Source organism: Rodentibacter caecimuris (assembly GCF_010587025.1).
Classification (GTDB): Bacteria; Pseudomonadota; Gammaproteobacteria; order Enterobacterales; family Pasteurellaceae; genus Rodentibacter; species Rodentibacter caecimuris.
In genome coordinates this window covers 735,955-749,143 of the sequence record NZ_CP040863.1, presented here as the reverse complement: position 1 = coordinate 749,143, position 13,189 = coordinate 735,955, and the positions used below count along the sequence as shown (strand labels likewise).

Genomic DNA, 13,189 nt, shown 5'->3' with positions numbered 1-13,189 from the left:
AGCTTTACCTGTTATTTATTGAGGCAATAAGTCGGTTTAATAAATATTCAGTTGCGTTAATTGTTTGGTAAGCGGTCTTTGCTTGAATTTGTGAAAGTAATTCAAAGTAATCCAATCCTTTTTCTTCGGCAATCGCCCGACCGCTTAAGTAAGTCCAATATTCTCGCTCTGATGTGTTTTCCGGCGCAGATTGTGTTTGTTTATATTCATCAAGCCAATGTTGCGCTTGGGACTCGGATAAATCAGGAAAATAAGGAAGAAGCATTGCAATGAGTTTTTGGCTTAATTTTTTCCAAGACACCTGTTCAAAGGCTCTTCTTTCCACTTCCCCCAACTCAATTTTGGCAGGCTGAGTATTTTCCGGTAACGGGTTTAAGCTAAAGCAAATAAATTCTTGCTCTACACGCACACCAAACGCTTCAATAATGGGGGCTTGCTTTTCTTGTGGTTGAACCGCTTGCTGCGCCGGCCGAGTATTTGAATTCACGCCAAACAATGCCGCGAGTTGAGCCGGGTAGTGGGTCAGTTGCGGCAGATAGCGATTGAGCACGAGCGGGTCGTAGAAGCGGAAAAAATACCACTTTTCAGCGTTTGGGTCATAAAGGTGGGTCCATTTTCGCAGGTGACGATAAACCTCATCAAAGGATTGACGGCTTTTAATAAAAATCACCGGATTAATCGCCCAATGGCTAAATACTTTGCTATCGGCTTTTCTAAACAAACGTTGTAAAAACGCCACAGTTTCTTCTTGGTACGGGTCAAATTCCAACAGGTAAGGAGATTGCTCTTCTAAGGTTTGCCCGATATTACCGGTATAAAGATTTGCCATACGACCGGCGCTCTCTAAGCGGTAAGGAAAACTGACGGCTTTGGCACAATCGACCACGGCATAAAAGTGCGGTGGATTTTGGCTGTGTTTTTCCGATTCTTTTGCTTTTTCTCTTTGTTTTTTATGTGCGGCTTGATTTAAGATTTGATGGTATTCCCCCAGCCCTTCAAAATCGGCAAAGAAAAGTGACCACACTTCGTCGGGCAGAACCGCAGGGGCAATAAACTCGGTAAAGGGGGAAAATCGGACGGACTGTCTGTTAAGAAAGGTGTCAAGGTGTTGTTTGGTTTGTCTCGCTTCATCGGTATATAAACAAAACAACGGCGAGTTATTGGACACTTGTTGCGCCGCCCGCCAAAGTGCTGCCTCAAAGCCATGTCGGGAGAGCCATGTTTGAATAGGAAGCGGTGCCAGTTGTGCTTGCCCGATAAGTTGATGTTGGTTGAGATAATACTCAACCTGCTGAAGGTAGTTTTCCGTATCTTCAGCCAAACAAAGTAAATAGGCGGTCTGTGTGATATGGGGTGTGGACTGATCGCTTAAATGATAATGGGTGAGCCAAATTTGTCCGGTCGGTTGTTGTGTGGACATAGTGTTATCTCCTATAACCCTTTGTTATTCGTGCAGAGAACAACAGGTTGTGGACCATATCATGGTAACGCATGATATAGGCAAAAATGCGGTTGATTTTTCAGATGTTTTTTTAATCTGTCTAATCATTCTCACCTTTCTCTCTTTTATCCGATAATGAAAACAGGCTGAAATTTGACCGCATTTTATTCTTATTTTTTATTATTATCCTTAATTCTTTATATTTTCATTCCTTCTTTTGAAGTCTATCGGCAATCACAAATCAGTTTTCCACTTTTTTATTTTTCATCGCTTCACATATTGGGCAAAGATCGTCTCCTTGGTGGGCAAGAAGGGCGAGGGTTTCGATTTTCTCCGGTGCCCCTCCACGAGTGATAAGGTCGCCTTTGACAGTAACTTTGCCTTTCAGGGTAATTCCTTTGGTGTCAATAATAATGGTACCGCCCGGACCAGCCACACGCACCTTATTTTCTGCCTCCATATTGGCGTGTTTGGTGTGATGTTTTAATAATTCGCCGACTTCCAGTTTGGCTTTAGCCTGTACCACATGTTTGTAATCCCGACCGGTTTTAACATCTTGATTGGCATAGATATCCATGGCGAGATGATTGCCGATATTTAACACCTCATCCTTTTCAATCTTAGTCATGCGGTTGCGATTGATTTTATTGGATTGGTCGCGTCCGACGGTTAAGGATTCGTCTTGTCCGACGGTTTCGGTGCGGTTATTGCCGATAGTGATAGTTTCGTCGTTTCCCACCTGTTCACTGCGATCATGTCCGATTTGGGTGGTTTCATCGTTTTTTACCACATTGTTTTGATCCCGCTCGGCATGGATAAAGACTTCTTCTTTGCCGTTTTCATCTTCAAAGCGTAGTTCGTTAAAGCCATTACCTTTGTGGGTTTTGGATTTAATTGTCATTCGGGTTTTATGCTCCGGTAGGGCATAAGGCGGCTCTGTTGTACTGTGATAGGTGCGACCCGTAATAATTGGTTGATCCGGATCACCCTCTAAGAAATCCACCATCACTTCATGACCGATACGCGGAATGGCGATATGACCGAACTGTGCCCCCGCCCAACCTTGGCTGACCCGAATCCAGCAAGAGCTGTGTTCGTTGTTTTGACCCTCACGATCCCATGGGAATTGGACTTTTACCCGTCCCCATTCGTCACAATAAATCTCTTCATCGGCAGGGCCGACCACATGTGCCATTTGCGAGCCCTCTACCACGGGGCGGGGCTGGGGTTCCGGTCGCCATTGGGTGGTATTTGGAATGAGTTTAATGCGATTTTCGTAACGGTTTCCCTCGTCGCCGGCCTCTTCTTCTAATACACCGGGTTGCCAACCATAATGCTCAACGCCCACAATTAACCAATCCCGATTAAAGGCTTCACGTTGATGACCGGTCAATCCGAATATATAGCCGGGCTGCACGCGTAAATCATCACTTTGGGCAATGGCGAGTTCAGCTTCACGACGTTCATATTCCAAGCGATATTGGGTGAAAGGTTTACCTTGCGCATCACGTTTATAGCGTCCCGGATAATCATAACGTTCATAGATACCGTGATGGTTTTCGCTGAGTTCGCCTTGACGGATTTCGCCTAAGGCATTAGAGCCTTGCAAGGCGGCTTGGTGTTCTTGGTTATAGCGTGGATTGGTGAAGGTGTAATCCCGTAGAGTTTGAAGGGTAGGGCTGAGTTTTTCTTGATAAGCCCAATGCCATACGGCGGCTTCAGGGCGTTGTCCGGCAGGCATGGCGTTATAGACTAGATTGCCTTTTTTCTCAGAAAGTGCGGTGTTGTTGGAGAAATGAATGGTGTGATTGTCTGCGATGTGTTCAAAATAATAGTATGACCCTTCTTCGGCGGCGAGACGTTCAATGAAGTTTAAATCGGTTTCGCGATATTGCACGCAATATTCGCGTGTCCAGTAAGGATGTTGTAGATGAAATTGACTTTGTAGTGCGTTATTTTTTTGCAGCAGGGTTTCGATAATCTCTTGGGAATTTTGTTGTTGAAAAATACGTAAATCCGTTTGTAATCCGGCACGGCAAATAGAGGGTTCAATCACCATGTGGTAACGGGTGCGGGTAAAACCGGTTTTGCCTTGCTTCAAAGCCGTAACAACGCCATTAACATGACGTACTGCTTGTTCCCCTTGCCAGAAAGTTAGCGTAGCCGGGTGGTCGATGATAGTGAGGAAATCGGGTTCGGAACCGAAACTTGCGAGATCAAGTTCAAGACGGAATAGGGTGGAGAGGTGTTCTTTTAATTCGAAACGCACGACATCGAATTGGCCGGCTCCATTGACTGTGAGGCTATAACGGTAATCAGATTGAACGGTCATTTGAGATTCCTCCAAAAAAATGTATCGGGCAGTTAAAGACCATTATGAATGATAAACAATAAATTATGTTTCGGCTTTCATCACCGATTGTGAGGCAATAAGCTCCGCACCACAAGCGGTTTTCATTCTTTCAAGAGCGACAGCCCGCCCATTGGCGGACATTTTGGAGGAACCTTCTACAATAGGAAAGTTTCCTTTGCATTTAGGGCAAGCGACTAAATCACCTTGGCGGGCAATGGCTTTGCCTCCGGCTGTCATGGTTTGGGAGCCTTGTAATACTGTTCCGCCATGAGTAGTTTTATCTCCAATTACGATAACTCGACGTGCAGACATATTTTCCTCCTATACACAAAATTTGATTGGAGCATTTTAAACTAAAATGATTAAATTTTCTCTAGTTATTGTTTTTTTATCATTAAATAAGAAAAAGTGATGCTGATTGACTGATAAAGTAAATAAAGTGCGGTTAAATTAAGTCATATTATGCTTATACACATTAATTCATTTTAAATTTGACTCCTATCATTGATTTAGTAGAGGCGATTTCTTATAATTTGTACATTTTTCAGCATATCGCTTGTAAAATAAAAAAACAGTTTAACTTTCCAGAGAGGATTTTCTATGTCTAAAGCAGGTTCTGTCGCACCAAAAGAGCGCATAAATATTAAATACACACCCGCGACTGAGGGGCAAGTTGATGAAATTGAGTTACCGCTAAAACTTCTCGTAACGGGAGATTTTAAAGGTTCTCCTGAAGAATTAAGCCTTGAAGAAAGAAAAACCGTTTCTATTGATAAGCATAATTTTGATGCTGTGATGAAGCAGTCGGATTTATCTATTGAGATTGCCGTACCAAATCGCTTGGAGGAAAATGCGGAAGATCAAGATATAGGGGTAAACCTTAAAATTGAAAGCATGTCCGATTTTTCGCCTGATAGTATTGCGAAGCAAGTTCCACAACTGAATAAGCTTTTAGAATTGCGTGAAGCGCTACTCGCTTTAAAAGGCCCGATGGGAAATATCCCTGCATTTAGACATAAATTACAAGAGCTTATCGCTGATCCGAATGCAAGAGAAGCATTGGAGAAAGAGTTGGCTATCATTTTAGAAAAAGAATAAGGTGAAATCTATGGTTGCTAATAATCAAACAGCAGGCGCTGAGAAAAAAGTTCAAACAACAAGTTTGCTTGATCAAGTTATGGAGCAAACTCGTTTCAAACCGGAAAACGATGATTATAGTATTGCACAACGCGGTATTGCGGAATTTATTTCTGAAATGTTGAAATCGTACAGTAAAGACACTGTTGTAAATAAAACATTAATTGATGAAATGATTGTTCGACTTGATGAGAAAATCAGTCATCAGGTTGATGAAATTCTGCATAATGAAAAATTTCAAGAAATGGAATCTGCGTGGCGCGGTTTAAAATTACTTGTTGATCGTACCGATTTCCGTGAAAACATCAAAATTGAAGTGCTAAACGTTAGCAAAGAAGAATTACTTGATGATTTTGAATATGCAACAGATATCACGCAAAGTGGTCTTTATAAGCACGTTTATTCTGCTAATTACGGACAATTTGGTGGCGAGCCTGTTGCTGCCATTGTAGGTAACTATATGTTTACGCCGTCTGCGCCGGATATGAAGTTATTACAATATGTTTCTTCGGTTGGTGCGATATCTCATGCGCCGTTTATTTCTGCCGCAGGCCCTGAATTTTTTGGCTTAGACAGTTATGCCGCGTTATCTGAAATTAAAGAAATCAAGGATATTTTTGAAGGGCCGCGTTATGCGAAATGGCGTTCTTTAAGAGAGTCTGAAGATTCTAAATATCTGGCGTTAACTATGCCGCGTTTCTTATCGCGCTTACCTTATGATCCGGTTGAAAATCCGGTTAGAACCTTTAATTACTATGAAAGCATTGATGGTAAACACGAGAATTATTTGTGGAGTAATGTTGCGTTCTTGATGGCTTCAAAAGTAACTGATAGTTTTGCGAAATATCGTTGGTGTCCAAATATTATTGGTCCGCAAAGCGGCGGTGCGGTTGATGATTTACCATTGCATTTGTTTGAATCATTTGGGCACTTGCAAGCAAAAATTCCAACAGAAGTGTTAATCACCGATCGTAAAGAGTTTGAATTGGCTGATGAAGGCTTTATTCCTTTAACAATGCGTAAAGGAAGTGATAATGCAGCATTCTTTTCGGCAAACTCTGTGCAAAAACCGAAAAAATTCCCAAATACTGAGGAAGGAAAAGCCGCTGAAACCAATTATAAGCTGGGTACGCAATTACCATATATGTTTATTGTGAATCGCTTGGCTCATTATTTGAAAGTGTTACAGCGTGAGCAAATCGGTTCGTGGAAAGAGCGTCAAGATCTTGAACGTGAATTAAATGTATGGTTGAAACAATATGTTTCTGACCAAGAAAACCCACCGGCAGATGTTCGTAGCCGTCGTCCTTTACGTTCTGCAAAAGTAGAAGTATCTAGTGTGGCGGGTGAGCCGGGTTGGTATAAAGTTTCTTTATCTGTTAGACCGCACTTTAAATATATGGGCGCAAGTTTTGATCTTTCTCTTGTTGGCCGTTTGGACATTGATAACAGTAAGTAGTTATTTTTATGGGATTTTGGAATAGGATTAAAACAGCTTCGCAAAACACGGATGTTATAAAAAAGAAAACAGAAAGGGAAATTGTAAGCGATTTAATCCGTTCAATTAAAAAGAACATAGAACTAATCTTAAATTCAAAAGAAGGGTGCACATTATGTGCGCCCGATTTTGGTTTAAAAGACTTCAATGATGCAACTGCGACAACACGAAGTTTGGGGCAAGCGATAATCTCAAATATTCGTTCGAATTTGGAGCGTTATGAGCCCAGAATCCAAATTATGAGAATAGAATATATTCCTGATACGTATGATGTTCTGCAACTTAATTTTCGAATTACTTGCTCGGTATTATTAAAGCAAAGGAATGAATTAACAGAGCTAAATATTATTTTGGATAGTTCAAGTAAAAAATTTAAGGTTATGTAGATGTCTTTAAAAGAGTTTTTTCGGGCTGAATTAGATTTTCTGAAAAAAGACGGGCAGTATTTTTCAAAGATCTATCCTCATTTATCTCGTTTTTTATCTGACGAAATCGTTGATCCTGAAGCAGAAAGAATAATTGAGTCTTTTGCATTTTTGATCGCTCGATTGAAAGAAAAAGTACAGGATAATTTGCCGGAGATAACTCAATCAATGATTCAGCTTCTCTGGCCAAATTATTTACGTCCTTTACCAAGTTGTGCGATTTTAAATTTTAAACCTAAAGAAAGAGCTATTACAACAAAGCATATTATACCCAAAGGTACATTTGTCTCCTCTAAATCAGTAGATGGCACAGCTTGTCAGTTTCAAACAACCATGGATGTAGCCGTTTACCCAATAGTTTTAAATAGTGTAAAAAGTGTTACAGGTAACGAGTCGGCAGTCATTGAGTTAGAGCTAGAGAATATTACGGATGGTGATTTTGCGTCTATACAGTGTGATGAGCTATCGTTTTATTTATCTGGAAGCGATTACAGTGCATTAACTTGCTATCAGTGGATTTTTAATTATCTAACAAGAATTTTTATAAAAACAGAAGAAGGTATTATTAATTTACCACCTGATATTGTTTCTTCGGTTGGTTTTGATAAAAAAGAATCATTGATTCCTTATCCGGATAATGCATTTGACGGATATCGTTTATTACAAGAATTTTTCTTTTTTCCTAAGAAATTTTATTTTTTTAAGTTAAGAAAATTGCATCTTTACTTAAATAGATTAGCGGGTAAAAATTTTAAGTTATTTTTTGAGTTTGATCGTTCTTTTCCTAAAGATCTTAAGTTAACACAGGCCGATTTTTCATTGTATTGTGCGCCTGTGATTAATTTATTTGAACATGATGCTATTCCAATAAATCTTAATGGAGAGAAAGAGCTATATCCGATTATTCCAACCGGTTTTAATCGAGAACATTTTGAGATATTTGATATTAGAAGTGTTTCTGGTTCAAAACATTTGAAGGATATTGGAAATAAAATTTATAATTATCCAAAGTTTGAATCATTTGAGCATACGACATCTACCGGAAATAGGGAATACTATAAATCAACGATTAAAGATAATATTGAAGAAACAAGATATGATCATTTTATCTCTTTTGTATCCAGTTCAAATAAGCTTTTAGATACTTTAAGAGAAACTATATCAATAGATTTAGATTGCACAAATAATAATCTTCCCGAGTTGTTGGGCATTGGTGATATCTGTATTCCATCGCAGAATACGCCTTCTTATATTGATTTTAAAAATATTACCCTACCAGTAAAAACAATTAGAGCGGTCTTAGATGAGTCTGTTCACTGGAAGTTGATATCTAATCTCTCACTTAATTATCTATCTCTAACAAGATTGGATGTTTTAAAGGGGATTTTGTTAACTTATGATTTCCCAGCTATGAATGATGTCCAGTCATTAAGACGTACAGAGAAACGCTTGGCTGGAATGGAATCTATTGTAACCCGTTCTATTGATAAAGTAATAAAGGGCGTAGTATACAGAGGGCAAAAATCAGTATTAAGAATAGATAGTAATCATTTTCTGTGTGAAGGGGAGCTATTTTTATTTGGTACACTTCTTGCGGAGTTTTTTAGGTTATACGGTACGATAAATTCCTTTCATCTTCTAGAGGTTGTAAATACGAGCAACAACGAGATATTTAAATGGGAACAGAAAACTTCTCTACAAAGACTGATTTAAATCAGTACGGATTTCATCAACTCGTAGAGGCAATTGCAAAGTCATCATCTATAAGTCTGGATGAATTAGAAAATACTCTCATTGAGGAATCGGTATTTCGTTTTTTTAGTAACCCTAAACTTAACTTTCCTGTTGGGGATATTGAGCAACTTACTATTTTAGAGGAAAAGGAAGAAAAAAAATTTCAGTTTTTAGTTAATTTTCTAGGGCTGCAAGGGGCTGCAGGCCCACTTCCAGGCAGTATATTAGACGAGATCGCAGAAGAATCTTATGATAGCGAATCTATTCAAGCGAGATATTTAGATTTTTTTAATCATCATTTGATTGCAATTTTTCATCAGATTTGGCGGAAGTATAAGCATTATATAAGATTTAAATCAGACTTTTCTGATGATTACTCTTGCAACATGATAAATCTTTTGGGATTATCTAAGGATTTTATAGGGTATTCTAAGTTAAACTGGCATAAAATTTTTTACTATATTGGAATAATACAATCTGGGGTAAGAACGCCTGAAGTGTTAGCTGATATTATTCGGCATTATTTTGATTTAAATGATATTTTTATTGAAGAGCATGTAAGACGGATTCTTGAAATAGAAATTGACCAGAAAAATAAACTCGGTGTACAGAATGTAGTACTTGGAGATAATTTTATTTCGGGCAGTAATGTTGAATCGTTCTCAAATAAGTTCCGTATTCATATTAATAATCTAGAAGTTGATGAATTTTATCAATTCTTGCCAAATACTGAGAGATATAAACACTTAAAAGAATTGATTCGTTTTTTACTAAAAGATCCTTTACCTTATGAGCTTTCACTTAGTTTACGCCCTGATACAAAATCTACATTTATTTTAGGAATGGATAATTCTAGTTTTCTTGGATGGACAACTCTAATTAATGCAGATTCTGCTGGGAGTTATTCTTTAAAGCAGGTGATTATCGAAGGAGCCGTTTAAATGCATAGACTTTTATTAATGATAACAGATGCTTTTATGCTTGAAAAAGGAACATTACCTTATTGTTATTTTGATTCAGACGGCGGATTTGTTGGCTCGGCATCGGATATAAGTTGGAAATTAGATAATTGGAAAAATGAAATTTCTGATATAGAGTTTGAAATAAAGTATTACAACGCGAGTTTCTGCTTGATTTCTCACAGTAAAAAGGTTTTTATTAATGGTACAACTCAGGCGCTTCCTAAGGGGGGAATTGTTAAATTAAATGATAATGATCTTATCTCGTTATATAGTTATAAGATTCGAGCGAAAATATTTACTAACGAAGCTGAAGTTGTTACGTTACAAGATGAATTATCTCATTTACTTAACAAACAAACAGGTAATACAATTTTAAGTTTAGAGTGCTATCAATACAATTTTAACTATAATAAAGTTAATCGGGAGTTATTAGAGTTAAAAGTAAATGAAACCAATTTGGATCCATTATTAGCATTAAAAGCAGATGAAGAGTATTCTTTAGAGTTAGTTGATGCCTCTCCTCATCAAACGATATCCACAGAGGGATATAAATTCTTTAACCCTCATATTAATAGTTTTTCGGAATATTACACACCACCGGATATTATTTCATCCTCAAAAGTGCTAAGACAGACTACATTGGAATCCACAATTGAACATGAGTTGTTAGAAAATACCGTATCATCTTCTAATAAAAAAGTTGATGCCAAACCGGAGGAGCTTATTTTAGATCCTCTATTTTTTATTAAGTAACTAAGGAAATCTTATGAAATTAAAGTCTTTATTTATGCTTACAGCAGCATTAACTATAACAGCCTGCTCTTCGAATGAGCCGGCTGTGAACCCTCGTTTATTGAAAGCATCGACGTATTCACTTTCTATTTATGCAACAGATCGTGCAAATATCAATGTTTATTCTCCAAAAGATGATTCGGTAGCAGTGGTAAGTGATGAAGCATCGGCTGAGTTTGAAGAAGTACTTGATGTATCGAAAAGCCAGGTAAAACGTCCCATGACAACCACAGAATATAGAAAGAATGTGACTGCCAATAGTTCGAATTCAGATAAACAAATTATTGAACAAGAAAATGGAAAAGCAGATGCAAGAGCTACGCCTGTTATGCTGAAAGTTTTTCAATTAACGGATAAGTCCCTATTCCTAAGTAGCACATATGATGATTTTAGAGGTAATGATTTTACCGACTCATTAGGTAAAACCTATATTTCGAATATTGACCTAATCATAGCGCCAAATCAGTTCAGATTTGTTGATTCAGAAGCAATGAATGAGAAAACTCATTATATTGGCGTGGTAGCATTATTTAATGGTTATGAAAACCGTAAATGGAAAGGTATTGTACAAGTAAAACCAAAAGGTGGGGAAAGCTATCCTTTGCTAATCCGCGTATTAGATTCTAAAGTTGAAATTTATAAGGATAACTAATGTCTCTATCAAATCGTGTTTTATGGAAAGAAGGTCTATTCATTCGACCTCAACATTTTCAACAAGAAAGCCGTTTTTTAACATCGCAATTGAAGCAAGTTATTGATATTTCGGCTTATAATTTAGGTTTTGAGAAAATTGCATTTGATCAACAGCAGCTTTCTTTTGGAAAGGTAGGGCTTACTGAATGTAAAGGGGTGATGCCCGATGGAACACTTTTTGATTTACCTCTAACAGATAGCCTGCCTTCTCCGATTAGTGTGGATAGCAACTTAGTAGGGGAAACACTCTACCTTTGTTTACCTATTATTTCTAGTGGGGAAGGTGAAATTAAATATTCTGCAACTAATTTAGATTCGGTTGATTCACGGAGTGAGATTATTTTTACGGAAGTGAAAGATTCTCATAGTGAGAATGGGAGTTACACCCAACTTGAATTGCTAAAAAATCAATATTTCATAAAGTCCTCATTAGATGATCTAAGCAATTACGTCTCTTTACCTGTTGCAAAAATTAAAGATATAACATTAGATCATCAAGTAATATTAGACGAGGGTTTTTACCCTATGTCATTGCATATTACCGCAATGCCGCTATTTATTAAGAAGTTAGCCGAGTTATCAGATTTAATTTTATTAAGAGCACAAAATATTGTAAACCGAATTGGTCGTCCGGAACAATCGGGAGTGGCGGATGTTAATGATTTCCTTATGCTTTTAACGCTTAATAGAGTTTCTCCTTTAGTGAAAAGCATCGTTAAATTAGGAAAATCTCACCCCTTATCAGTGTACGAATTGCTTGCTTCATTGCGTAGTGAGTTGGCAACTTTTGTATTAAAAGAACGTTTTTCAGAGACTTTCTATGAGTATCTTCATGATAATCCGGCGGCTTCATTAAATCCGTTATTTAGTGATATTAAATCTTACTTAAGCGTGGTGACAAATACAAAAGTAGTACCATTGCCGGTTGTTGCACATCAGTATGGCGTTTATACCGCTCAAGTTAATGATTCGTCACTCTATTCTTCGGCTGAATTTATTATTGCAATTAAAGCGCATTTACAGCCGGATTTGTTAAAAACTCAGTTTATTCAACAAACTAAAATATCCAGTATTGAAAAAATTAATCAATTGATTCATTTACAGTTACCAGGTGTACCGGTAAACGCTTTACCTGTTGCACCAAGGTACTTGCCTTATCATTCTGGCTTTATGTATTTCCAATTGGACAAAACATCACCATATTGGGAGAATTTGCTAACCTCGTCTGGATTTGGTTTCCATATAACAGGAAATTATCCGGGGTTAGAGATTGAATTTTGGGCAATTCGTGGAGATTTAGCATAATGAATAATCGTGAATTATTAAATACATATAATCCTGTCATTGATGAGCCTGCAGGGCGAGTTGTCATTACAAATAATGTGCCGGTAATTAATGAGAAAACAGATCTTCTTTATGAGCAAGTTGTCAATGTTGACTTTGATATTGACTACGACTTTCAGTTACAGACACATTCCTATAATGCCTTAATTGAATTGGCAAATCCGTTGTTGGCAACGGCACTTAGGTTAAAAAAGATATCTCATTTAGAAGATATAGGAAGTCTTTATTCCAGAATGCAAAATGAAGTGATGGTATTGAGTGAAAAAGTAAAAGAATTGAATTATGACAGTGCTTTTCAACTCTCGTTCAGATACTGCGTGTGCACATTTATTGATGAAATTGTTATGGCAACGCCTTGGGGAAACTCCTCAATTTGGGGACAACGTTCTTTATTAGCTCATTTCCATAATGAGACCTGGGGAGGAGAAAAGTTTTATTCGATTTTGTCAAGAACGATGCTGGAACCGGAAAAATATCATGAATTACTGGAGTTTATGTACATTTGCCTTGCTCTTGGATTCAAAGGGCAGTATGCAATTGGACCACATGGTCAAGAAAACATTCAAAACACATTAATTAAATTACAAAAGACGCTTAGACCATTACGAGGGTATGACTATCAAAGAAATCAGCAGATACATCTCTATAAAAGGGATTATACGGTGAAAAAACCATTATCACTAAATCGCTTTGTGTGGGGAACTTTGCTTATCTTTGCGTTAATTTACTTCTTATATAGCATGTTTTTAGATTCATATTCGACTGAAATTATTAATAACGTCAATGATATTATCAATAATATGTAGCCAT

At 37.6% G+C, this 13,189-nt stretch carries 12 protein-coding genes; 9 read left to right on the top strand and 3 right to left on the bottom strand.

The features are described 5' to 3' along the window. Window positions 1–4: 4 nt before the first annotated feature. From FEE42_RS03665 to FEE42_RS03655, 3 genes are all read right to left on the bottom strand, one after another. A complete protein-coding gene (locus FEE42_RS03665; RefSeq protein WP_164027743.1) occupies window positions 5–1,420 on the bottom strand; it encodes a DUF4123 domain-containing protein in 1,416 nt (471 codons plus the stop codon). Between the two features lie 262 nt (window positions 1,421–1,682). Then, entirely contained in the window at window positions 1,683–3,773 is a 2,091-nt protein-coding gene (locus FEE42_RS03660) for a type VI secretion system Vgr family protein (protein WP_164027742.1), read from the bottom strand. A gap of 63 nt (window positions 3,774–3,836) precedes the next feature. Beyond that, window positions 3,837–4,106 (bottom strand): PAAR domain-containing protein, encoded by a 270-nt coding sequence (locus FEE42_RS03655; protein ID WP_059365542.1) that lies wholly within the window; start codon window positions 4,104–4,106, stop codon window positions 3,837–3,839. 288 nt (window positions 4,107–4,394) lie between these two features. On the opposite strand from FEE42_RS03655, the gene tssB reads away from it, so the two are divergent. From tssB to icmH, 9 genes are read left to right on the top strand one after another with little or no spacing between them, the layout of a single operon-like run. Then, window positions 4,395–4,892, top strand: coding sequence for a type VI secretion system contractile sheath small subunit (tssB, locus tag FEE42_RS03650; protein ID WP_059365541.1), 498 nt, complete (start codon window positions 4,395–4,397; stop codon window positions 4,890–4,892). A 10-nt stretch (window positions 4,893–4,902) separates the two neighbouring features. Continuing rightward, window positions 4,903–6,390 (top strand): type VI secretion system contractile sheath large subunit, encoded by a 1,488-nt coding sequence (gene tssC, locus FEE42_RS03645; RefSeq protein WP_164027741.1) that lies wholly within the window; start codon window positions 4,903–4,905, stop codon window positions 6,388–6,390. A gap of 8 nt (window positions 6,391–6,398) precedes the next feature. After that, window positions 6,399–6,815 carry a type VI secretion system baseplate subunit TssE gene (tssE, locus tag FEE42_RS03640; RefSeq protein ID WP_059365539.1) on the top strand — a complete coding sequence of 139 codons (417 nt, stop codon included), beginning with the start codon at window positions 6,399–6,401 and terminating at the stop codon, window positions 6,813–6,815. Next, window positions 6,816–8,567 (top strand): type VI secretion system baseplate subunit TssF, encoded by a 1,752-nt coding sequence (gene tssF / locus FEE42_RS03635; RefSeq protein ID WP_059365538.1) that lies wholly within the window; start codon window positions 6,816–6,818, stop codon window positions 8,565–8,567. Then, entirely contained in the window at window positions 8,531–9,529 is a 999-nt protein-coding gene (gene tssG / locus FEE42_RS03630; protein WP_059365537.1) for a type VI secretion system baseplate subunit TssG, read from the top strand. Before tssF ends, tssG begins: the two co-directional genes overlap by 37 nt. Next, window positions 9,530–10,303, top strand: a complete 774-nt coding sequence (locus tag FEE42_RS03625; protein ID WP_164027740.1) for a hypothetical protein — start codon at window positions 9,530–9,532, stop codon at window positions 10,301–10,303. Window positions 10,304–10,316: 13 nt separating this feature from the next. Then, complete coding sequence (tssJ, locus tag FEE42_RS03620) at window positions 10,317–10,994, top strand: type VI secretion system lipoprotein TssJ (protein WP_059365535.1); 678 nt, start codon at window positions 10,317–10,319, stop codon at window positions 10,992–10,994. Beyond that, window positions 10,994–12,340 carry a type VI secretion system baseplate subunit TssK gene (gene tssK / locus FEE42_RS03615; protein WP_164027739.1) on the top strand — a complete coding sequence of 449 codons (1,347 nt, stop codon included), beginning with the start codon at window positions 10,994–10,996 and terminating at the stop codon, window positions 12,338–12,340. The genes tssJ and tssK overlap by 1 nt, the downstream gene beginning before the upstream one ends. Continuing rightward, window positions 12,340–13,185 carry a type IVB secretion system protein IcmH/DotU gene (icmH, locus tag FEE42_RS03610; RefSeq protein ID WP_164027738.1) on the top strand — a complete coding sequence of 282 codons (846 nt, stop codon included), beginning with the start codon at window positions 12,340–12,342 and terminating at the stop codon, window positions 13,183–13,185. Before tssK ends, icmH begins: the two co-directional genes overlap by 1 nt. Window positions 13,186–13,189: the final 4 nt, after the last annotated feature.